The organism is Streptomyces sp. NPDC050997 (assembly GCF_040660135.1).
Lineage (GTDB): Bacteria > Actinomycetota > Actinomycetes > Streptomycetales > Streptomycetaceae > Streptomyces.
The window spans coordinates 74,500-95,914 of sequence record NZ_JBFAGK010000012.1 but is presented as its reverse complement, the minus strand read 5'-3'; the positions used below and the strand labels follow the sequence as shown (position 1 = coordinate 95,914).

20 protein-coding genes and 1 pseudogene are annotated in these 21,415 nt (G+C 69.5%); 9 read left to right on the top strand and 12 right to left on the bottom strand.

The genetic code is table 11. The features are described from left to right. The first annotated feature begins 155 nt into the window (after positions 1 to 155). The 4 genes and pseudogenes from AB0H86_RS26260 to AB0H86_RS26245 all read left to right on the top strand — a co-directional run bounded on the left by AB0H86_RS26260 (position 156) and on the right by AB0H86_RS26245 (position 3,424). Positions 156 to 1,439 (top strand): SGNH/GDSL hydrolase family protein, encoded by a 1,284-nt coding sequence (locus AB0H86_RS26260; protein ID WP_362443506.1) that lies wholly within the window; start codon positions 156 to 158, stop codon positions 1,437 to 1,439. A 320-nt stretch (positions 1,440 to 1,759) separates the two neighbouring features. Next, a pseudogene (locus tag AB0H86_RS26255) lies at positions 1,760 to 2,194 on the top strand (ROK family protein); the annotation flags it as partial. 109 nt (positions 2,195 to 2,303) lie between these two features. Then, positions 2,304 to 3,119 carry a phytanoyl-CoA dioxygenase family protein gene (locus AB0H86_RS26250; RefSeq protein ID WP_362443503.1) on the top strand — a complete coding sequence of 272 codons (816 nt, stop codon included), beginning with the start codon at positions 2,304 to 2,306 and terminating at the stop codon, positions 3,117 to 3,119. Beyond that, positions 3,116 to 3,424, top strand: coding sequence for a hypothetical protein (locus AB0H86_RS26245; protein WP_362443500.1), 309 nt, complete (start codon positions 3,116 to 3,118; stop codon positions 3,422 to 3,424). Before AB0H86_RS26250 ends, AB0H86_RS26245 begins: the two co-directional genes overlap by 4 nt. A 201-nt stretch (positions 3,425 to 3,625) precedes the next feature. Here the strand turns inward: AB0H86_RS26245 and AB0H86_RS26240 are convergent, their stop codons facing one another. The 5 genes from AB0H86_RS26240 to AB0H86_RS26220 all read right to left on the bottom strand — a co-directional run bounded on the left by AB0H86_RS26240 (position 3,626) and on the right by AB0H86_RS26220 (position 10,288). Then, complete coding sequence (locus tag AB0H86_RS26240) at positions 3,626 to 5,506, bottom strand: discoidin domain-containing protein (RefSeq protein WP_362443497.1); 1,881 nt, start codon at positions 5,504 to 5,506, stop codon at positions 3,626 to 3,628. A 199-nt stretch (positions 5,507 to 5,705) separates the two neighbouring features. Further along, positions 5,706 to 7,064, bottom strand: coding sequence for a GH1 family beta-glucosidase (locus tag AB0H86_RS26235; RefSeq protein WP_362443495.1), 1,359 nt, complete (start codon positions 7,062 to 7,064; stop codon positions 5,706 to 5,708). A 29-nt stretch (positions 7,065 to 7,093) separates the two neighbouring features. Next, positions 7,094 to 7,933 carry a carbohydrate ABC transporter permease gene (locus tag AB0H86_RS26230; RefSeq protein ID WP_362443911.1) on the bottom strand — a complete coding sequence of 280 codons (840 nt, stop codon included), beginning with the start codon at positions 7,931 to 7,933 and terminating at the stop codon, positions 7,094 to 7,096. A gap of 25 nt (positions 7,934 to 7,958) precedes the next feature. Further along, positions 7,959 to 8,957 carry a sugar ABC transporter permease gene (locus AB0H86_RS26225; RefSeq protein WP_362443492.1) on the bottom strand — a complete coding sequence of 333 codons (999 nt, stop codon included), beginning with the start codon at positions 8,955 to 8,957 and terminating at the stop codon, positions 7,959 to 7,961. Positions 8,958 to 8,971: 14 nt separating this feature from the next. Next, complete coding sequence (locus AB0H86_RS26220) at positions 8,972 to 10,288, bottom strand: sugar ABC transporter substrate-binding protein (RefSeq protein WP_362443489.1); 1,317 nt, start codon at positions 10,286 to 10,288, stop codon at positions 8,972 to 8,974. Between the two features lie 181 nt (positions 10,289 to 10,469). On the opposite strand from AB0H86_RS26220, the gene AB0H86_RS26215 reads away from it, so the two are divergent. Both AB0H86_RS26215 and AB0H86_RS26210 read left to right on the top strand, forming a co-directional pair. After that, positions 10,470 to 11,768, top strand: a complete 1,299-nt coding sequence (locus AB0H86_RS26215) for an ROK family transcriptional regulator (protein ID WP_362443486.1) — start codon at positions 10,470 to 10,472, stop codon at positions 11,766 to 11,768. A 111-nt stretch (positions 11,769 to 11,879) separates the two neighbouring features. Then, on the top strand, positions 11,880 to 12,167 hold the full coding sequence (locus AB0H86_RS26210) for a hypothetical protein (protein WP_362443483.1): 288 nt from the start codon (positions 11,880 to 11,882) through the stop codon (positions 12,165 to 12,167). A 75-nt stretch (positions 12,168 to 12,242) separates the two neighbouring features. Here the strand turns inward: AB0H86_RS26210 and AB0H86_RS26205 are convergent, their stop codons facing one another. From AB0H86_RS26205 to AB0H86_RS26195, 3 genes are read right to left on the bottom strand one after another with little or no spacing between them, the layout of a single operon-like run. Next, positions 12,243 to 12,587 carry an L-rhamnose mutarotase gene (locus tag AB0H86_RS26205; protein WP_362443480.1) on the bottom strand — a complete coding sequence of 115 codons (345 nt, stop codon included), beginning with the start codon at positions 12,585 to 12,587 and terminating at the stop codon, positions 12,243 to 12,245. 55 nt (positions 12,588 to 12,642) lie between these two features. Continuing rightward, positions 12,643 to 13,731, bottom strand: a complete 1,089-nt coding sequence (locus tag AB0H86_RS26200; RefSeq protein WP_362443477.1) for a mandelate racemase/muconate lactonizing enzyme family protein — start codon at positions 13,729 to 13,731, stop codon at positions 12,643 to 12,645. 42 nt (positions 13,732 to 13,773) lie between these two features. Further along, positions 13,774 to 14,271: a carbohydrate ABC transporter permease gene (locus tag AB0H86_RS26195; protein ID WP_362443474.1), complete on the bottom strand. Its 498-nt coding sequence runs from the start codon at positions 14,269 to 14,271 to the stop codon at positions 13,774 to 13,776. A 98-nt stretch (positions 14,272 to 14,369) separates the two neighbouring features. On the opposite strand from AB0H86_RS26195, the gene AB0H86_RS26190 reads away from it, so the two are divergent. From AB0H86_RS26190 to AB0H86_RS26180, 3 genes are read left to right on the top strand one after another with little or no spacing between them, the layout of a single operon-like run. Beyond that, complete coding sequence (locus AB0H86_RS26190; protein WP_362443471.1) at positions 14,370 to 14,849, top strand: MarR family transcriptional regulator; 480 nt, start codon at positions 14,370 to 14,372, stop codon at positions 14,847 to 14,849. Continuing rightward, positions 14,846 to 16,324 carry an MFS transporter gene (locus tag AB0H86_RS26185; RefSeq protein ID WP_362443468.1) on the top strand — a complete coding sequence of 493 codons (1,479 nt, stop codon included), beginning with the start codon at positions 14,846 to 14,848 and terminating at the stop codon, positions 16,322 to 16,324. The genes AB0H86_RS26190 and AB0H86_RS26185 overlap by 4 nt, the downstream gene beginning before the upstream one ends. Continuing rightward, entirely contained in the window at positions 16,321 to 16,911 is a 591-nt protein-coding gene (locus AB0H86_RS26180) for a cysteine hydrolase (RefSeq protein WP_362443465.1), read from the top strand. Before AB0H86_RS26185 ends, AB0H86_RS26180 begins: the two co-directional genes overlap by 4 nt. Positions 16,912 to 16,978: 67 nt before the next feature. Here AB0H86_RS26180 and AB0H86_RS26175 read toward each other — a convergent pair whose 3' ends face one another. From AB0H86_RS26175 to AB0H86_RS26160, 4 genes are read right to left on the bottom strand one after another with little or no spacing between them, the layout of a single operon-like run. After that, the gene (locus AB0H86_RS26175; RefSeq protein WP_362443462.1) at positions 16,979 to 17,689 is read right to left on the bottom strand and encodes a hypothetical protein; all 711 of its coding nucleotides are present in this window, start codon (positions 17,687 to 17,689) and stop codon (positions 16,979 to 16,981) included. Next, a complete protein-coding gene (locus AB0H86_RS26170) occupies positions 17,686 to 18,237 on the bottom strand; it encodes a sigma-70 family RNA polymerase sigma factor (RefSeq protein WP_362443459.1) in 552 nt (183 codons plus the stop codon). Before AB0H86_RS26170 ends, AB0H86_RS26175 begins: the two co-directional genes overlap by 4 nt. 37 nt (positions 18,238 to 18,274) lie before the next feature. Beyond that, a complete protein-coding gene (locus AB0H86_RS26165) occupies positions 18,275 to 19,300 on the bottom strand; it encodes a serine/threonine-protein kinase (protein ID WP_362443456.1) in 1,026 nt (341 codons plus the stop codon). After that, entirely contained in the window at positions 19,297 to 21,171 is a 1,875-nt protein-coding gene (locus AB0H86_RS26160; protein ID WP_362443453.1) for an ABC transporter ATP-binding protein, read from the bottom strand. Before AB0H86_RS26160 ends, AB0H86_RS26165 begins: the two co-directional genes overlap by 4 nt. Positions 21,172 to 21,415: the final 244 nt, after the last annotated feature.

Here is a 21,415-nt window from a genome sequence, read left to right as displayed (position 1 = left end):
CCCCGCCGGTATGGGGATTCATTGTGTCCGCGGCAAGCTGCGCGGCTTCGCGGGTGGGCATGGGCACGTTTCCGCCTCCTGTGCCCCTCAACGCCACAGCCCGAGCCGTCGAGCCCAGCCCGCCGCGGATGACGAGAAGAGTGGAGGAGACGACGATGTCCCCAGAAACAAGAAGCACGGAGTCGGGTCGCCGATCACGTCGCAGAGCCATGCTGTCCATGTGCGGCGTGCTGACCGGTATGGCCCTCACGGTCGTGCCGCTGAGTACCACGAACGTGGCAAGCGCCGCCACGTCTTCGTCGCAGGGCCAGGGCACACGGGTGAGTGCCTGGTCGCCCAGCATGACGACCGGCGGCCCGTCCTTCAGCAACCAGACCATCCGGATGGTGGTGCACAGCAGCGTCGCGGGCTCGGGCGCACGCATCACCCTGTCCAACCGGTACAGCACCACCCCGCTCGATGTCCGCGAGGTGGACGTGGCCGTCCAGGCGAGCGGTGGGGAGGCGACGCGCGGCACCACTCGGAACGTCTCCTTCGCCGGTTCCCGCGGCGTCACGATCCCCGCCGGCGAAGAGGCCGTCAGTGACGTCATACCGATCCCGGTCAGCGCCGGGCAGAATCTGCTCGTCAGCCTCTATCTCCCCGGCACGACGGGAACGTCGACCTGGCACTCCGACGCGTTCGACACCACCTACATAGCCCCTGGCAACCACACCGGTGACGACACCACCGGCTGGTTCTTCGACACCACGACCTCGTGGTACTACCTGGCAGGGCTGGACGTCGTGTCATCGACCGCGAAGGGCAGCGTCGTCGCCTTCGGTGACTCCATCACGGACGGCTACCACTCCTCGACCGGCACCTACAGCCGGTGGCCCGACTTCCTCGGACGCCGGCTGGGCGCCGGACCGGGGCCGCAGAAGCTGAGTGTCGTCGACGCCGGTATCGGCGGCAACCGGGTCCTCACCGACGTCCCGAACCTGTGGCAGGGGGTCAGCGCCCTGAAGCGCTTCGGGCACGACGCCCTCGGCCAGCCAGGTGTCAAGGACGTGATCCTCTTCGAAGGCATCAACGACATCGGCAACAACGCCGGCCCGGGCGGTCGGCCGCTGACCGCCCAGGACCTGATCAGCGGCTACCGCACCCTGATCGACGAGGCGCATGACGCGAACGTCAATGTCATCGGCGCGACCCTGATGCCCGACCAGGGCAATGGCTACTACACGCCTGCCGCCGAGGCGATCCGGCAGGACGTCAACCGGTGGATCCGCACCAGCGGTGCCTTCGACGGCGTCATCGACTTCGACCGGACCATGCGTGACCCCGCGAACCCGGCCGCCCTCAACCCCGCCTACGACTCGGGCGACCACATCCACCCCAACGACGCGGGCATGAAGGCGATGGCCGACTCGGTCGACCTGCGGCTCCTGCGCACCTGACGCACGCAGGCACTGGTCCCCTCAAAGGCGGCGCCCACAAGCCCGGAACGGCTCGCGGGCGCCACCACACCCGAGCTGGTTCCGTCACCCGACGGCAGCAGCCAACCGCGGTGAGGCACAGAACTCGCCCCGGAGCCACGGCAGTTCCTGTGTCCGCCGCCGTTACGGGCCCAGGAAGAGTTCGACGACGGGCACCGTCACCTCAGGGCGCTGGACGGGCAGGCGCAGGGTCAGGGTGCCGGGGTCGAGGCCGGGCATGGTGGTGGTGTCGGCCGACTGGTCCGGGGCGATGATCTCGGTGTACGCGGTCCGGCGAGTTCGGACACACGTCGGCCGACCCCGCCGGACCACGGTGCTCGTGCGGCGCCCGAGGCTGTCTGGAAACGCTCACCAACGACCAGGCGATCCTCCGCGCCGCCCGGCGGGCGGGCCTCGCCGCCGACGACACCGGAATCGAGGAGATCCGCAACCACGCCGGCGACCCGGCCTGCTCGGCGATCCTCACCGAGATAGGCACCGTCCGCGGTCGCGCCGTCGCCCCCGTCGTGAACCTCCTCGGCACCCCGGCCATCGCGATCATCGGCGAGAGCTATCCGCTCTGGCCGGGAATCGCACCCGGCTTCACCGAGGCGATGGAGGCCAGCCCGGTCGCCGCCAGCCGCCACGTGGAGGCGATCGTGCGGCCCTGGCACGACAGCCAGCACGCCCGTGGCGCGGCCAGCCTCGCGCTCGCCCACCCCGACACACTTGCCTGACCCGGCTTGCCGGAGCCGCACCGGAGACCGTGCGTATGGTGAAAATCCACCAGTAGAGGGTGAGTACGACCCACGCGCGGGAAGGTCCTGTCAGCCTAGTTTTTGGCACATGGCAACCAGTGACCACTTGTTGACCTCCGTCCAGATGGCCGGCTTCGTCGCGCACGGTTCCTTGCGCGTCGACGCGGTCGTTCCGGAGGAGATGAATGCCGAGGCGCTCGGCGTCCTCACAGCGGGTATCCCCGCTGTCCCCTACGGCATATCCGTGGCAAAGGCCTACCCGGAGGGCTCGTTCGCCCGCCGCCTCGTCGAGCTCCCCGAGGTGGCAGGCGCCCTGCGCAGCCTCGTCGGCCCCGATCCGACGATCGACCACCATGCCGTGCACATCCGCGAGCCGCGCGGGGGTAGCGCCCAGCCGCTGCACGGCGACGCGATCATCGACGTACGGCCTGACGCGTTCGACGTCCAGTTGATGTACTACCCGCAGGACGTCACGCCCGAGATGGGCGGCACTCTCAGCGTTCCGGGGTCCCATCTGCGGCGGATCAACGAGACCGACATCGGGCGGTACCAGAATCTGCTCGGGCAGAACCGACTGGTGTGCCCCGCGGGCACCGTGGTGTTCGTGCACCACGGGATCTGGCACGGCGGGCGGCGCAACGACAGCGATGTCCACCGGTACATGTTCAAGATCCGGTTCAATCCGACCGTGCGGCAGCGACTGCTGTGGGACACCTCTGATCTCCACGATCCGGCCGTGGCACAGGAGTTGGGACGATCCTTCCCCTGGTACGAGCCCGCCACGGCCCGGCTGGAGATGTACAACCGGATCAAGTTCTGGCGCGCTCTGACCGGCGATGAGTCCTTCGACCTGGAGCACTGGGTGACCCGGGTCTCCAACCGCCCGCAGAGGAGCGCCGTATGACCGCCGTCCGCCAGCAGGTCCTGGCTCTCTATCTCGGCACCTCCGCCCTCGACTCCGACGTGGTCGGGTGGTCCGTCTACGACGGTACGGGCCTCACGTCGCCGACCACAGGGGACAGCGACGAACCCCCCTACAAGACGGGCGTCGACGCTCTTCAGGACGGGTGGCGGCTGATCCAGGCGGCGCAGCTGATTCCGCCCTATCCGGGGCACGAGTACGACACGTCGTTCCTGAAGCACGAGTTCCTGTTCGAGAAGCTCGTCACGATGGTGGGCGAGGAGACGCCGCGACCCCGCTCACGGTGACTGCCACGCCGCACATTCCGCAGGGGTGCCCGCGCCGCGAGGGGCTTCGCCCTGCCGCCCACCCGGCTACCCCAGTGATTCTCGACCACCATCCGGAACGACGACAGCGATGCGGTACCCCACGGCCGTGCGCGGGGCACCGCACTCTTCTCCACGTCAGTGGCGCGCGATACCGTCAAATCCACACCACGACCGACGCGTTCACTTCTTCTGCTCGACCCGCACCCAGTCCACCTCCGCCTGCACTCCCCCGGCCGCGATCCTGTCGACACTGGACTGCGGCAGGCCCCAGTAGGGGCTGGTGACCTGGTTCCAGCCCGCCGGGTAGGCGCCGCCGAGGGCGAGGTTGAGGATGACGTACTGGTTGTGGTCGTAGACCCACTGTCCGCGGGTCGATTCGAGCTTGTTGCGGGTCGTCTCCTGGACGAGACGGTCGTCGACCAGGAATCGCATCCCGGTCGGCGTCCACTCCACCGCGTAGGTGTGCCACTGGTCGGCGGTGCCGCCCCCCGGGTATGTCTGGCGGGCGCCTATGTTGCCGTCCGCCGAGTAGCCGGGGCCGTGCAGGGCGGTGCTCGTCCAGTCCGCGTAGCCGATGTTCTCCATGATGTCGGTCTCACCGGAGGCGGGCCAGGACACGGACGGGTCGTCCACGTTGCTGCCCAGCATCCAGAACGCGGGCCAGTAACCGTCGCCGACCGGCAGTTTCATACGGGCGCTGACCCTCCCGTACGTGAAGTCGAACCTGGTGTTGGTGTCGATGCGTCCGGAGGTGAAGTCGTAGGTGCCCCCTCCCGCCTGGGTGCAGCCCTTGCAGTACTTGGCCCGCAGGACCAGATTCCCGTTCTCGGTGCGGACGTTGTCGGTGGAGTCCACGTACGCCTGCGACTCGCCGTTGACCGAGCCCATCTCGGTGCCGGTGCGCACGACGCGCCACTTGGAGCGGTCGAGGGCGGCCGTGGTGAAGTCGTCGAAGAACGCGGTCTGGTACGTGCCCGACTGGTCGCCGGGAAGTGCGGGATAGGCCGCGGAGGCGCTGCCGCCGGTACCCCAGACCTGGAACTCGTAGAGGGAGTAGCCGAATTGGGCGGTGGCGGGCGCGGGGTTGTAGAAGGAGCGGCGCTCCTTGCCGAGCATCCGTACATAGCGGCCGGTGGCGGGCTGCGACAGCGTCACCGTGTCGTGCCGGCCCGTCGCGTCGCCGGGTGACTTGACGTCCGCGCGGCGGGCGGCGACCTCGGCGGCGGTCGGCTGGTGGACCGTACGCCAGGTGCGGTTGTCGTCCGAGACCTGGAGCTGGTAATCGACGGCGTAGGCCGCTTCCCAGTACAGGTCGACGGTGTCGATCCGCGAGGTCGCGCCGAGGTCCACCGAGACCCAGCGGTCGGCGTTCCAGTCACTGGACCATCTGCTCACGTCGGCCTTGAAGTCGGCGGGCCATCCGCCGTCGGTGACGAAGGCGGGTGAATTCCCGGCGTGCTGGTAGAAGTTGGAGTACGCCGGGTGGTTGAGGGCGAGGTTGGTTCGGGTCGTCGACGCGGGGGCGGGTTCGCCTCCGTAGACCTTGAACGAGTAGAGGGAGTAGCCGTAGGGCGTGGCGCGTTCGACGCCGCGCATTCGGACGTAGCGGCCCGTCACCTCCTGTGGGTAGGTGTGCGCGGTGACGGAACCTCCGGTGCCGGCGGTCTCGGTGTAGAAGGGGGCCCAGTCGGTGCCGTTCTTCGACACCTCCAGGACGTATCTCCTGCCGTACGCGGTCTCCCAGTCGAGGACGACTCTGTCGATGCGGAGGGTGGTGCCGAGGTCGAGGCGGATCCACGCGTCGTCGGCGAAATTGCTGGACCAGCGCGTCGAGGCGTTGCCGTCGAAGGCGAGGCCGGGCGTGGCGCCGCCGTTCTCGCTGCCGGACGCGGTGACCGCGGCCGGGTCCGCGGCGTAGGCGGCGGCCGCCAGGTCGGCGTCCCAGGCCGCGGCGGCGGCTTGGGGTACGGGCGCGGCGAGGGCCGGGCCGTTCAACAGCAGTGCCACCGACGCGACGGTGGCGAGGGCGGTCAGCAGCGTGCGGGGTGTACGGGATGGCATACGGCTCTCCTCGGCGAGGTGTGGGGGTGCCCGTGCCGTGCTGTGCTGTGCCGGTGTGCTGACGTGCTGGTGCCGGTGTGCCAGTGCCGATGTGCCTGTGTGCTGATGTGGCTGTGTGTGGTGTGTCCGTGTGCTGATGTGCCGTCGTACGCCGGTGGGCGCGGGCTCCCGCACCCGCGCCCACCACGGGGGCCGCGCGTCAGGCGGCCCGGCGTACCCGGCCCTGGTGGGTGCGGACGATGTCCGCGTAGCGATGGCCGGTTCCCTTGATCGTCCGTTCCTGGGTGCGGTAGTCGACGTGGACCAGGCCGAAGCGCTTGTCGTAGCCGTACGCCCACTCGAAGTTGTCGAGCAGCGACCACGCGAAGTAGCCGGCCAGAGGTGCGCCCTTGCGGGCCGCGGAGGCGCACGCGGCCAGGTGGCGTACGAGGTAGTCCTGGCGCTCGGGGTCGTCGACGGTGCCGTCGGGGCGTACCACGTCGGGGAAGGCGGAGCCGTTCTCGGTGACGTACAGCCTGCGGGGCTCGTACTCCTCGGTGAGGCGCAGCAGCAGGGTCTCGATGCCGGTGGCGTCGATCTCCCAGTCCATGCCGGTGCGCGGGACGCCGAGCCGGCGGACCGAGCGGACGTGCGGAGCCGGTCCGCTCGGGTCGTCGGCGACGGTGGCCGGGAAGTAGTAGTTCAGGCCCAGCCAGTCGAGCGGCGCGGCGATCGTCGCCAAGTCGCCCGGCTGCTCGGGCAGTTCGACGCCGTACACCTCGCGCATGTCGGCCGGGAAGCCGCGGCCGTGGATCGGGTCCAGCCACCAGCGGTTGACGTGGCCGTCCATGCGGCGCGCCGCCGCGACGTCCTCGGGGCGGTCGGTGGCGGCATGGATGGTGGAGAGGTTGTTGACGATGCCGACCTCGGCGGCCGGGGCCGCGGCGCGGATCGCCTGGGCGGCCAGGCCGTGCCCGAGGAGCAGGTGGTAGGAGGCCCGGATCGCGGCGGTCAGGTCGGTGAGGCCGGGAGCCATCTTGCCTTCGAGGTGGCCGATCCAGGCGGAGCAGAGGGGTTCGTTGAGGGTGGCCCAGTGGGTGACGCGGTCGCCCAGGCGTTCGGCGACGACCGACGCGTACGCGGCGAAGTGCTCGGCGGTCGCCCGCTCGGGCCAGCCGCCGCGATCCTGGAGGACCTGGGGCAGGTCCCAGTGGTAGAGGGTGACGGACGGGGTGATGCCCGCTTCCAGCAGACCGTCGACCAACTCGTCGTAGAAGGCGAGGCCCTTGGCGTTCACCGGCCCGTCGCCGCCCGGGATCACCCGTGGCCAGGCGACGGAGAGCCGGTAGGCGTTGGTGCCGAGCTGCTTCATCAGCCCGATGTCCTCGCGCCAGCGGTGGTAGTGGTCGCAGGCGACGTCGCCGTGGTCGTTGTTGTCGATCTTGCCGGGGGTGTGCGAGAAGGTGTCCCAGATCGACGGCGCGCGGCCGTCCTCGGCGACGGCTCCTTCGATCTGGTACGCCGCTGTGGCCGTACCCCAAAGGAAGTCGTGCGGGAGTGCGGCGAAGTCGATGGTCACAGAAGTCCCTTCGGAATGGGGGGAGTCGGTCATTTGACGGCTCCGGCCGTCAGCCCGGCGACGAGATAGCGCTGGAGGAGCAGGAAACCCGCGACCACGGGGACGCTGACGACGAGCGAGGCGGCCATGATCTGGTTCCAGTACACGTTGTTGAGCGTGGAGTAGCCCTGGAGCCCGACGGCGAGCGTGCGGGTGGTGTCGTTGGTCATCACCGACGCGAACAGCACCTCGCCCCAGGCGGTCATGAAGGCGTAGACGGCGACCGCGACGATGCCGGGGATCGCGGCCGGCACGACGACCCGCAGCAGCGCGCCGAGTGGTCCGCAGCCGTCCACCAGCGCCGCCTCGTCCAGGTCGCGCGGCACCGAGTCGAAGTACCCGATCAGCATCCAGATCGAGAACGGCAGCGAGAAGGTGAGATACGTCAGGATCAGCCCGCCGCGCGACCCGAACAGGGCGATGCCGGTGGAGTTGCCGATGTTGACGTAGATCAGGAACAGCGGCAGCAGGAAGAGGATGCCGGGGAACATCTGGGTGGACAGCACGGTGACCGTGAAAACGCGCTTGCCCCGGAAGTTGTAGCGGCTGACGGCGTACGCGGCGAAGACCGCGATCACCACCGAGCAGACCGTCGCGGCGCCCGCCACGATCAGCGAGTTCAGGAAGTACCTCGCGAGCGGGACCGTGGACCAGATGTCGATGTACGGGCGGATCGTCAGGCTGCTCGGCAGCCACCGGAACTTCCCCGAGACGTCCGCGAGCGGCTTCAGCGAACTGGAGACCATGACGTACACCGGCAGCAGGACGAAGCCGGTGAGCAGGGTGAGGAAGATCCGGCGGGACCAGAGGAAGGACCGGGGCGGAGCCATCGGTGAGCGGGCCGTCGAAGAGGTGCTAGACATCGGCCGTCTTCCTTCCTCGGGAGGTCAGCAGGAGGTAGACGCCCGTCACGACGAGCAGGAAGAGCAGCAGCAGGACGGACATGGCGGAGCCGGTGCCGAAGTTCCAGGTCACGAACGACGCCTGGTAGATGTGGACCGAGATGAGGTCCGCGGCCTCCGGCGGCGTTCTGCCGAACAGGACGTACGGCGTGTTGAAGTCGTTGAACGTCCACAGGAACAGGACCAGGACCAGGACCTGGTTGACGGGGCGCAGTGACGGCAGGGTGATGCGGCGGATCTGCTGCCACAGGCCGGCCCCGTCGAGGGCGGCCGCCTCGTACAGCTCGCCCGGGATGTTCTGCAGGCCGGCCATGACGATGAGGAAGGCGAACGGCCAGCCCTTCCACACGGACACGGTGAGCAGCGCGACGAAGCTGTTGTCGCCGATGAGCCAGAAGGACGGCTTGTCGGTGAGGTGCAGCTGGTCGTGCAGGACGTGGTTCACCAGGCCGTTGTCGTGCTGGAACATGAAGACCCAGGTGATGACGGCCGCGTACACGGGCAGCGCGTACGGGACGAGGAACAGGGCGCGCAGCAGGCCGCGGCCGCGGAAGGTGTCCTGCATGTAGATCGCGGCCGCGGTGCCGATCAGCCAGCACAGGCCGACGGACAGCAGGGTGAAGCCGATGGTGACGAGAAACGAGTGAAGCAGCGCCTCGCCGACGGGCGCGTCGAAGTCCACCGACACCTGGTAGTTGTCGAGGCCGGACCAGGGCGCGGTGCCCCAGTCGCGGATGTAGAACTGCGTGAGCTCCTTGAAGCTCATCACGATGCCGATGACCATCGGCACCAGGTGGACCAGGAGTTCGAGGAGCAGGGCCGGCAGAAGCAGCAGGTAGGGCAGTCCGATGCGCTTGATCCGCCCGGTGCGGCGCGGGCCACGCGCCGCACCGGGGGAGTTCTTGCGCACCGTCCGCTCGCCGGACTCGGCGGAGGCGGTCGTGGTGGTCATGTCGGTGCTCGCGCTCACTTCGTCGGCATCTGCTGCTGGGCCTTCTCGAGCTTGGCCTTCACCCCGTCCGTGGTCACCGGGCGTCCGGCGGCCGCCTCGGCGAACAGCTCCTTGACGGCCGTACCGACCGCCGTCTCGAACTGGGACTCGTCGGCGACCTGCGGAAGCGCGGCGGCGCTCTTGGCGAGGGTGTCCTTCAGGACCGCGTTCGCCGGGGTGTTGAAGGCGGCGTCCGACTGGGTGGTCTTGACCGGCGGGATCGTGCTGTACGCCGTGTTGAGTATCTTCTGCTCAGCGTCGCCGGTCATGAACTTCACGAACTTCGTGGCGCCGTCGATGTTGTCGGTGTTCTTGAAGACGGCCATGTTGATGCCCGCGACCATCGAGTTGACGTTCGTGCCGGTTCCGGGAGTGCCGGACTGCACGGGCATCGGGGCGATGCCGTACGCGTCGTCGCTCATGCCCTGCGACTTGAGGTTGGCGGACGCGGACTGCCACAGCAGCATCGCGTTCGTACCCTTGGCGAAGTCGCTCACGGACTGGTTCTGCGCGTACTCGGCGTTGCCCGGCGCGATGATCTTGTCTTTCGCCATCAGGTCGACGTACTGCTTGACCGCGGTGACCACGCCGTCGTTCGTGAAGTCCGGCTTCCCGTCGGCGGTGAAGAAGTCGGCGCCATGCTGCTTGGCGAAGACGAAGGTGTGGTGGATGTTCTCCGCCAGGCTCGCGCCCTCGGCTCCGAGGCCCCATTTACCGCCCTTGGAGAGCTTCTTGCCGTCGGCGATCAGCTCGTCCCAGGTGGCCGGCGGCTTGGCGATACCCGCTTCGGCGAACAACTTCTTGTTGTAGTAGAGCGCGTACGCCATCGAGTACAGCGGCACCGCGGCCGGGTCCTTGCCCTGCGCGCCCGTCGAGCCGAGGGCCGAGTCGACGAAGCGGTCCTTGCCGCCGATCTTGTCGAAGTTCTTCGCGTCCCACGGCAGCAGCGCCCCGGTGGCCTGGAGGGAGGCGCTCCAGGTGTTGCCGATGTTCAGCACGTCCGGGCCCTGGCCCGACGTGGTCGCGGTCAGGATCCGGTTGAGCAGATCCGACCAGGGCACGACCTCCAACTTGACCTTGATGCCCGTCTGCTTCTCGAACTTGTCGAGTTCGGGCTGGAGGACCTTCTTGTCCACCGCGATGCTGGCGCCCTGGTTGGAGGCCCAGTACGTGAGCGTCTTCGGCGAGTCGTTGGATCCCCCGCCGGTCGACGAACCGCCTCCGCAGGCCGAGGCGGCAAGGGCGAAAGACATGGTGACGGCGCCTACGGCCGCGGCTCGGATGCTGCGCATGGCTCCAGGTGTCCCTTTCCGGGAGTCGAGAACCCGAGGCAGCTCCGGAACGATACCCCGTTCGACTTCCGAAGCCCCTCATGGCTTAATTTAGAACGTGAGTTAAACCTCGAGAGAAAGAAGCGTCAAGAGATCCGGCACGGGTATCTTGTCCAGCGACGCCGGAAAATCAGGAGGTCAGGTGGCAGCGCGCAACGGCCGGACGGTCCATGACCTGCGGCGGGAGAACCGCACCGCCGTTCTACAACGGTTGTATTTCGACGGGCCGATGAGCCGCCACTCGCTCGCGCCCGCCACCGGGCTGAGTTCGGGTTCCATCAGCAACGTCATAGCCGAACTGCTGGCCGACGGTCTGGTGGAGGAGGCGGGCAGCGTCGGCTCCGACGGCGGCCGCCCGCGCACCCTGCTGCGCGTCGTCCCCGGCAGCGGGCACATGATCGGCGTGGACGTCGGCGAGACCCGGGTACGTGTGGAGCTGTTCGACCTCTCGCTGGCGGAACTCGCGCGCACCGAACGCCCGTTGGCACACAAGGGTCGGCAGGCGTACGACGTGGACGTCATCGTCGGTCACATCCGCGACGGTGTCGCCGAGGTCCTCGAGGCAGCCGGGATAACCGCCGACGAACTCCTCGGCGTCGGCATAGGCATGCCCGGCATCGTCGAGCGTTCCGGCGAGGACGGCGCGATCGTCCACGGTCAGACGATCGGCTGGGACGCCGTCCCACTGGAGAGCATGCTGCGCCTGTCGGGTCTGCTCCCCGAGCACGTGCCGTACTTCATCGACAACGGCGCCAAGACGCTCGGCCAGGCGGAGATGTGGTTCGGCGCCGGACGCGGCGCGCGCAACGCCGTGGTGGTGCTCTTCGGTTCGGGCGTCGGCGCGTGCGTGGTCACGGACGAGGTGGAGCACGGCCGGGCGGTCGAATGGGGCCACCTCACCGTACGGGTGCAGGGGCGGCGGTGCCGCTGCGGGGCACTGGGCTGTCTGGAGGCGTACGCGGGCGCCGAGGCGCTCATCGCACGCTGGCAGGAGGCGGGCGGGCAGCCGCCGTACGACACCGACGAGGAGACCGCGCTGACGGCGATGCTCGCGGCGGCCTATCCCGAGGACGGCCGTGCGCCGGACCCGGTGGCGGCGGCCGTCCTCGCCGAGACCGCGGAGTATCTGGGCGCGGGCCTGTCCGACCTGATCAACCTCTTCCAGCCCGAACGCATCCTCATCGGCGGCTGGGCCGGCCTCCAACTCGGCTCGCGATTCCTGGAGTCGGTGCGCACCCACGCCCTCGCCTACGCGCTGCGGTACCCCGCAGGACGCGTCGGCATCGAGCTGGGCAGGCTCGGGCCGGACGCGGTGACCGTGGGCGCCGCGATCCTGCCGCTCGCCGACTTCTTCGCCCACGGCGGCCGCCGCTCCCCCGCACCCGGCGCACCCGTGCCGTCTCCCGCGTGGCGTACGTCGCTGGGCGGTCGCCTGGCGTAAGGCGCGGGCCGGGTGTCCGACGCGGGCGAGCGCACGGCGGAGATCATCCGCGTACGGGATGCGTACGCCGACTCGCGCACCACCGACTCCGGATCGTGAGATCGTCCGTCCATGAACAGCGACCTGGAAGTGAGTGCTCTGGCGATCAATGTCACGATCCCGCAGGCACTGCGCTGGACGGACACTCGACGCGGTGAAGCGTTCACGCTGACCACACTCAATGTCCGGCTCCTCCCGGACGGTCACCTCGCCGCAAAGGCCTATGGCCGACCAGTCGGTGGTGGTCGGGGCGCATACGTCTCGTTCCCTGTCCCCGACAAGCCCGAACTGGCGGCCCTGATCGCCGGCGCTGCCAGCCGTGCCGGGGCGTTGTGGGCCGCTCATCTTGGTCTCGGCTGAGCCTGGTTCGGCTCGACGCCGGGCGGTGGCAGTCCCGTGATCCGGCGGTTCAAGACCGGCTCGCAGTGGTCGAGCTCAGACCCGATGGTCGCGCGGACCCTCGTCGTGGAAGACCTCCTCCATGGGTGCCCACCATTCGCCCTCGGCCGCCGATGCGACGGGCTGCTGGCACGGATCGGTCAGTTGCCACCAGCGCCGCGTCACCTCGTCCTCGGCGAGCCGGGCGAGGTCCGCGGCCAGGTCGTCTCCGGTGTACTCGTAGTAGCTGAACAGCAGACCGTCACGCAGGAAGATCGAGTAGTTGGCGATGTGTGCGCGGTGCAGCGCGGCCAGCACGTCCGGTGGCACGGCCGCGTGCATCGCCCGGTACTCACTCTCCTTGTCCGTTTTCAGCCTGATGACGGTGGCCACCCGCTTCATCGGTTCTCCTTGTCCGGGGGGTCGTGTTCGGGGCGACGGCTGGTCGGGCACCCACTCAGGCCACTCGGTGGTCGTCGAGCGTGTCCGGGTCCCAGTCGATGCCGATGCCGGGTACGTCGGGAGGTGTCGCGCAGCCGTCCTCGATGACCAGCGAACTGCGCGTGACCGCCCGCAGTTGCGGGATGTGTTCGACGTAGATCCCGTTCGGCACGGCTGCGGCGAGGCTGACGTGCAGTTCCATGAGGAAGTGCGGGCTCACCGCGATGTTGAACGCCTCAGCGGCGTGAGCCACCTTCAGCCACGGGGTGATCCCGCCGACGCGGGCCACGTCGGGCTGGATGATGCCGACCGCGCCCGCGGCCAGGTAGTCGCCGAAACGCTGAACGGAGTAGAGGGACTCCCCCACCGCCACCGGCACACAGGTGGAGGCCGCCAGCCGCTGGTGTCCGCGCAGGTCGTCGGCCGGCAACGGCTCCTCGAACCATGCGATGTCGAGCGGCTCGTACGTCCGGGCACGACGGATCGCCTCCGCGGCGGTGAATGCCTGGTTCGCGTCGACCATCACCTCGAACCCGGGACCCACCGCCTCCCGGACGGCCGCGAGCCGCTCGGCGTCCTCGGCCGGCGACGGCTTTCCCACCTTGATCTTCGCTCCGCCCATTCCGGCCGCGGCAGACCGCTTCGCACCGTCCACCACGTCCTCGACGGGCAGGTGCAGCCAGCCGCCCTCGGTGTCGTACACGGGCAGCCGCGGGTGGGCACCGCCGGCCATCTGCCACAGCGACTCACCGGTGCGGCGGCCGCGCAGATCCCACAGCGCGGTGTCGACAGCGGCGAACGCCAGCGAGGTGATCACCCCCGTAGTGGTCGCCCGGGTCTGGTCGATCATGTGCCGCCACAACGCCTCGACCGGCCGGGCGTCCTGTCCCAGCAACGCCGGGGCCAGGTGCTCGGTGATGAGTGACACGACCGCTCGCCCGCCGGTCCCGATCGTGTAGGAGTACCCGGTGCCGGACAGTCCGTCGGACGTCTGGAGGTCGACGAGGACGGTCTCCTGCTTGACGAAGGACTGCATGGCGTCGACGCGGACGGCCGCCGGCGCCAGATCCACCAGTCGAACGTCGATTCGTTCAATGCGGGTCATGTCGTGTGCTCTCTGATCGAGCCGGAGGTGGCGCCGCCCGTCTCACTTGAGCGCCCCCAGGGTGATGCCCCTCGTGACGTAGCGCTGGAAGATGAGGAAGAGGATGACGATGGGGAATGTCGCGATGACCAGGCCGGCGAAGAAGGCACCCTGGTTGCTGACGAACTGGCCCTGGAAGGAGAGCAACCCGGCCGCGAGCGTGCGGTTCTGCGGGCGGGTGAGCAGTACGACGGCGAACTGGACCTCGCTCCAGACGAAGATGATCCCGAGCAGCGGCACCGAGATGAAGCCGCCCCTGCTCAGCGGCAGGACGACGCGCACCAGAGCGGCGAACTCACCGCACCCGTCGATCTTTGCGGCCTCGAGCATTTCCCGCGGGACGGCGGCGAACACCGATCTCATGATCAGCGCGATGGTGGGCGTCATGAAGGCCGCGTAGACCAAGGAGATGCCCAGCACGCTGTTGAGCAGCCGGTACTTGCCCAGTAGTTCGAACGTCGGGATCAGCGTGACGACCAGCGGAACGCTCAGCGCGAGCACCTGACCAGGCTCTGCTGGAAGGCCCTACTGGAACCGCCCACCCTAAAACTCCGCAAGCAACTTGGCAAAGTTGCTTGCGGAGTTTTAGGGTGGGCGACATGAACACGAACCCCAGGCCGCTGCAGACCGCCGTGTCTGCCGCGTCCGCGCAGCGCCTCCAGGACGCGATGAAGCGGCTGCGCGCACGCCTGCGCGCGGAGTCGGGGCAGCATGCGACCGGCCTGACCGCCACGCAGCTCGGTGTCCTGCTGAGCGTCGTTCGGGAGGGTCCCGTCACGGCGGCCCGGCTCGCCGCGCTGGAGCACGTCAGCGCGCAGGCCATCGCGCAGAGCCTGGCGGTACTCAAGGCCGCCGGGCTGGTCCACGGCGAGCCCGACCCCAAGGACGGCCGCAAGAAGCTGATGAGCGCCGACCCATCGGCGACCGAGCTGATCGACAGGCTCCTGACCGGCCGCGCCTCCTTCCTGGCGCGCGCCATCGACCAGGTCGTCGCTCCGGACGAACGTGAGGACGTGGAGAAGGCGATCGAGCTGCTGGAGCGGCTCGCCGACGCCGACCTCGGTGGCGGCGCGATATGAAGTCCGCCGTCACTCAGGGCGGCGCTTCGGCAGGTGAGGCCAAGCGCGACTCCTTCGCGTGGCCGTTCACCACGCCGCTGTACGTGGGCTCCGCCCTCAATCCGGTCAACAGCTCCATCATCGCGACTGCCATGGTCCCCATCGCCGCCGACCTGAACGTCTCGGTCGGCCGCACCGCCGTCCTCGTCTCCTCGCTCTACCTGGCCAGCACCGTCGCCCAGCCCACCGCGGGCAAGCTGGCCGAGGTGCTCGGACCTCGCCGGATCTTCCTCTCCGGCATCGTGCTGGTCCTGCTCGGTGGGCTGGTCGGCGGCTTCGGTCAGAATCTCGCGATGCTGAGCCTCGCTCGGGTCCTGATCGGCGTCGGCACCTCGGCGGCGTTCCCCTGCGCGATGGTGATGATCCGGCGCCGCGCCCAGGACGCCGGCCTGGACGCCCCGCCGGGTTCAGTGCTGGGCGGCCTCGCGATCGCCGGCATGGCCACCGCCGCCATCGGCCCGCCGATCGGCGGGCTCCTGGTGGGCGCCGCGGGCTGGCGCTGGGCCTTCCTCATCAACATCCCGATCACCGCGATCGCCCTGGTGATGGCGGTGCGCTGGCTCCCCAAGGATCCGCCGCTCGACCGCGCGGACAGCGGCTTGCGCGACATGGCCGCCCGGATCGACCTGCCCGGCATTCTCGGCTTCGCCACCTCCATGACCGCGCTGGTCGTCTTCCTGACGGGCCTGCCGGACCCCGGGTGGATCGCGCTTGTCGTCTTCGTCGTGGCCGCCGCGCCCACCGTCGTATGGGAACTGCGCACGAACGCGCCGTTCTTCGACCTCCGCGGTCTGGCCGCCAACGGCGCCCTCGCCCGCACCTACCTGAGGCAGGCCCTCACCCTGCTCGGCGTCTACTCCGTGATGTACGGCATGACGCAGTGGATGGAGGCCGCGCACGGCTTCTCCACGGTGCAGGCGGGACTCCTGCTGCTGCCGATGGGCGCCGTGTCCGCGCTGCTCTCGGGCCCGCTCGCCCGCCGCAACCTGGTGCGCGGCCCGCTGGTCGTGGCGGCCCTGAGCATGCTGGTCGGCTCGGCGGGCATCATGCTGCTCACCTCGACCAGCCCGGCGACCGTCATCGTCCTGGTCTCCCTGGTCTTCGGCATCTCCTCAGCCGCCACCACGGTCGGCAACCAGACCGCCCTCTACCTCTCGGCGCCCCCCGACCAGATCGGCACCGCCTCCGGCCTGTTCCGGACCTTCGGCTACCTCGGCACCATCACCTCGTCCGTCATCGGCAGCATCGTCTTCCGCGACGGCGCGAGCGACCAGGGGCTGCACTCCCTCGGCCTCGTCCTGGTCGCGGCGGGCGTCGCCGTCCTGCTGCTGACCGTCCTCGACCGGCGCCTCATGGGGCGTGGCCGGAACCGACAGACCGGCACCATCCACTCCCCCGACACCACTGAACAACCCACCAAGGAGACCCACACGTGAGCAACACCCCCGCCCTCGACCCCCAGCGGACCGCCCTGCTGGCCATGGACTTCCAGTACGGGATCATCGACCACATCCCAGGCGCCGACGCGCTCGTCGAGCGGGTCGGCGGCGCCATCGCCGACGTCCGTGCCGCCGGCGGCACCATCGGCTACGTCCGCGTCGCCTTCACCGACGACGACTGGGCCGCGGTCCCCGAGACCAACAAGTCCTTCAGCGCGGTCGCCGCCGCGAAGATGCTCAACCACGAGGAGGCCGCCACCCAGATCGACGTGCGGATCGCCCCCGAGGACGGCGACATCGTCGTACGCAAGATCCGCTACGGCGCGGGCTCCACCACCGACCTCCACCAGCAGCTGCGCGACCGCGACATCGACACCCTGATCCTCTCCGGCATCAGCACCAGCGGCGTCGTCCTGTCCACCCTCATCGACGTCGCCGACCGCGACTATCGCGTCTACGTCCTGACCGACGGCATCGCCGACCCCGACCCCGAAGTCAATCGGATCCTGACCAACGACGTGTTCCCCTCCCGCGCCCACCTGATCGACACGACCCAACTGCCCGAGCTGCTCAAGGCCGCCTGAAGCGGCAGCCCTCCGAGGCCAATGGGGGCCGGCCGGCGTGCGGCGGTTTTCGGCGGGCGCTGCTCGCTCAGCCGGACAGGCGGAGGGTGGCAGTGGCTACGACCGAGCTGTCGGGAGCGAGTAGGTGCACGCCGGTCACAGGTGCCGAGCCGGCGGGGTAGGACGCGACCCAGTGGGCGTACCCGTCGGCCAGGGAGAAGGTGCCGATGTCGGCCTTGGAGCCGTCCGCCCGTTCGATCCGGCAGGTGACCTTGCCCTGGAGGGCTGCCCGATCGCCCGCACGAAGGTCGTCGGCGTCCACCGACATGTACACCCAGGGCTGCTTGCCCGTGTAGGCGAAGACTCGTCCCACGTCCTGGCTGTGGGAGGTGAGGTCGGCGCTGAGCAGCGGGGCGGGCCGGGTCGGGCTGGTGGCGGACGGTGAGGGTGCGGCGGTGAAGCCGACCGCCCATCCGCCCACGGCCAGCGCTCCGGCCGCCACAGCGGCTGCGGCAGCGAGGCCGAGCCGTCGGCGCAGTGTCCGGCGACGGCGTCGGAGCGGCAGTCCGATGCGCTGGAGCACGCGGGCTTCGAATCCCACGGGCGGCTCGCGTCCCGGGATCAGGTTCAGCAGTTCGTCGGCCGCGCGCGCCAACTCCCGGACGTTTTCCAAGCAGTTGGGGCAGCGCTGCAGGTGGGCCACAGCCGCGGCGCGCTCCTGGGCGGGCAGCACTCCCAGTGCCGCTTCGGCGGCGATGTCCCGCAGCTGCGGGCACCCGAACGCGTCGTCGCCGGTCATGATGTCGTGTCCTGCCTGTGCGTCAGGGCCTCGCGCAGCTTGCCCAGCGCCGTCCTGATCCGGGTCTTGGCGGTGCCGAGGGGCACCCGCTCCAGGTCAGCCACCTGTTGCGCGGTCATTCCGTAGACACCGGCCATGACGATGGCGCGGGCCTGGCCCGGTGGCAGATCCGCGATGGCCCGCCGCAACTCAGCCGAGTCCTCGTCGGCCACCGCCAGTCGCTCGGGGGTGTCGGTGGCCGCTTCCAGCAGGGGCGCCATCCGGGTGGGCTCCACGGGGACCGCCCTACGGGAGCGCACGGCGTCGATCGCCAGGTTGTGGGCGATGGCCGTCAACCAGGTGCGGACCGATCCGCGGCGCGAGTCGTAGACCTGGGCGTGCCGCCAGGCCTGCTCAAAGGTCTGCTGGGCCACGTCCTCCGCGAGCTGGGCGTCGCCGATGACCGTCATGGCCACCCCGAAGATCTTGTGCTGGAACCGGCGGACGAACGCCACCGCGAACTCGGGGTCGTCGGTCGTCAATCCCGCCAGCAGCGCGTCATCGGGCATCCGCTCCAGAGAAATACCCAAATGGTGCATATCACTACTACGTACCACCTTCCCGGACGGATTGGTCGATGGCGGACCCAGCTGTCGGCGGTTCTACGTCCTTGCGGTGCGAGGGCAGCAGCGCGTCGAACGCCTCGGCGAGAGAGCCGATGCCGGGCCGGGCAGCCGGGTCCGGTTCCAGGCACGCGTCGATCGCGACAGCGAGTCCGCGCGGCAGGCGGCGCCGGGTGGCCACGGGCGGAGCCCTGCCCTCCAGCTGCGGGTACCTGTGCTGCCCGCTGTAGGTGCCGCTGAGGCTTGGGGGTGTCGGTGCGGCTCCGGATTCGCCGGCCGGCTCTGCGTCCGTGGTGGTGGACGCGCTGTCGGTCGGGAAGGCGGTGGGGAACGGGATGTCACCGGTAGCGGCCTCGTACAGGGTGATGCCCACCCCCCACACGTCCGCGGCGGCCGAGAGGCTTCCGCCGCGCGCCTGCTCGGGGGCGAGATAGCAGGGGGTGCCGATGCCGGCGTCCGCGGGTCCGGGCGGGCGGGCGACGCTCAGGTCGAGCAGTTTGGCGCGCCGGCAGTCGATGATCACGTTGGAGGGCTTCACGTCCAGGTGCAACAGGTCCCGGCCGTGCAGGTAGTACAGGGCGGAGCACAGATGCACGCCGAGGAAGGCCAGGTCATGGGCGGCAAGCCGGTGCCGCAGGCGGTCGATGAGATGGGTCACGGTCTCGCCGGTCAGTGTCTCCAGGACGACGAGGGGCTCGGGCATCTCGACCGTTTCGTACCCACGGACCAGGTGTGGATGACTGAACGCCTGGAGCCAGCGGCCCTCCCGCAGAAGCCGTTCACGCAGCCGCGGTTCGCGCCGACGGTCCGGACGGAGCATCTTCACAAGACACCGGCAGTCCCGCTCGTAGCTCCAGGCGTCGTACACATCGAGCCATCCGGTCCGGGTCAGGTGGGCCAGGATTTCGTAGCCGGCGACCGGGGCCGCACCCGGGGGCAGGGGCGGGGCCGGCGGATCCGTCCGGCGCGTGGGGACCGCCTGCAGCACGGGAAGGTCCGGACGGTTCATGGGAAGGTCTCCAGCACGGGGCCCGTGGCCGCGGGGGCGTGGAGCCGGTGCAGCCGGGCATAGGTCGGGCCGCTCGCCAGCAGGTCGTGGTGTGTTCCCCGTTCGATGACCCGGCCGTGCTCGAGCACCAGGATCTCGGTGGCGTCGCGGACCGTGAGCAGGTTGTGGGAGATGACGATCGTGGTGCGTCCGGCCATCAGCCGACGCAGCGGCTCCATGACACGCCGGCCCGACTCGGCGTCCAGGCCGGTGGTCGGCTCGTCCAGGATGAGGACGGGCGCGTCGCGGATCATGGCCCGGGCGATCGCCAGGCGCTGGCGCTGGCCTCCGGACAGCAGCCTTCCGCGCTGGCCCACGACGGTGTCGTAGCCCTCCGGCAGGGCGGTGACGAAGTCGTGCGCGTCCGCGGCGCGTGCCGCCGCGACAACCTCGCGCTCACTCGCGTCCGGACGGCCGTAGAGGATGTTCTCGCGCACGGTGCCATGCAGGACGAGCGTCTCCTGGAGCACCACGGCCACGTTGTCACGGACATCGGCCAGTCGCAGGGTTCTCAGGTCTCTCCCGTCGAGTCGGACGGCGCCGTGACCGGGGTCGTAGAAGCGCAGCAGGAGTTTGGCGAGGGTGGACTTCCCCGCGCCGCTGGCCCCGACCACCGCCAGGGTCTGGCCGGGCCCCACACACAACGACACGTCGCACAGCGCGGGCCGCTCGGTCCCCGGATAGATGAAGCCGACACCGTCGAACTCCACCCGCCCGTGAACACTCTCGAGCGGCACGCGGGCGGGCACCTCGCTCACCTGCGGGCGCTGGTCGAGCAACTCGATGATCCGCTCCGCGGCGGCGGAGGCCGCGTAGAAGGTGCTGTTCAGGTGGGACAGACCCCGGATCGGGCTGTAGAGCTTGCCCAGCAGGGCCAGGAAGACCAGCAGCTCCCCCAGGGTGAGACGGCCACGTGCCAGTTGCCAGGTGCCCAGCCCCATCACCAGCAGGGCTCCGCTCATCTCGACGAGGTCGACGAGCGGCCCGAAGACGGCCCGGATCCTGGTCGAGGTCATGGTGGCGCGGTACCTTCCGAGGTTCTCGCGCTGGAACCTGCCCTGCTCCCACTCCTGGCGGTTGTACGCCTGTACCAGGGCGATATTGCCCAGGACCTCCTCGGCGACCGCGCTGACCGAACCGCTGCGCCGGCGGCGTTCCCGGGAGGCGGCCTTCACCAGCCGGGAGAAGTACCGGGCCGCGTACCAGAACAGCGGCACGATGACGAGGGCGAAGAGCGTCAGGTCCCAGCTCAGGTAGAAGAGCATGCCGAGGAAGATGCCCAGCCGCATCACGTACCAGAGGGCCTGGGCCACCCCCGAGAGCAGGAACGTCTCGACCGCGTCGACATCACCGGTGACCCGGGCCAGTACGTCGCCGAGCCGACGCCGCTCGAAGAAGCCGAGCGAGAGGCGCTGCACGTGCCGGAACACATCCGCCCGCAGGGCCAGCAGGAACCGCTCGCCGACCCAGGTGCTGGTCACGTCGTCGGCGAACGACACGATGCCCGAAGCGAGGCTGAGCCCGACATACGCCAGCGCGATCGGCAGGAACGGGCTCAGGTCGTGCTGGACGAGCACCTCGTCCACCACGACCTTGAACAGCCATATCTCGGCCGCGTCGATGGCGGGACCGACGACACAGAACGCGACGAGCAGCAGTAGCCAACGCCGCCCGCCGCGTGTGTAGGGCCAGAAGCGTCGGAAGACCTGCCTGACGGCCAGCGGCGGCGCGGCGGCGACGATCTGCTCGCTCGACGACTCGGCGACGGTGAGCAACCGCCGCAGTGCCGGGGCCCGCGCGGTGCCGCGGGCGGAGTGCCGGTGAAGTTTCACGGAACGCGGCTCACAGGACGTCGTCCCACGGCGGCCGGGAGATCGACTCGACCGGCCACCGAGGGCACACCGGCGTCACTTGTGGCCGGTGCTGCTGGTGTGACGGCGGTGCTTGCGGTGGTGGCTCGTCCTTCCCTTCGAAGTCGTGGTGGTGTTCTTCTTGTGCTTGGGGTGCCTCTTGGCAGGTACCAGGTGGCCAAAGAGCGACATGATCCTTTCCCTTCCATCTCACACACGTCACTAG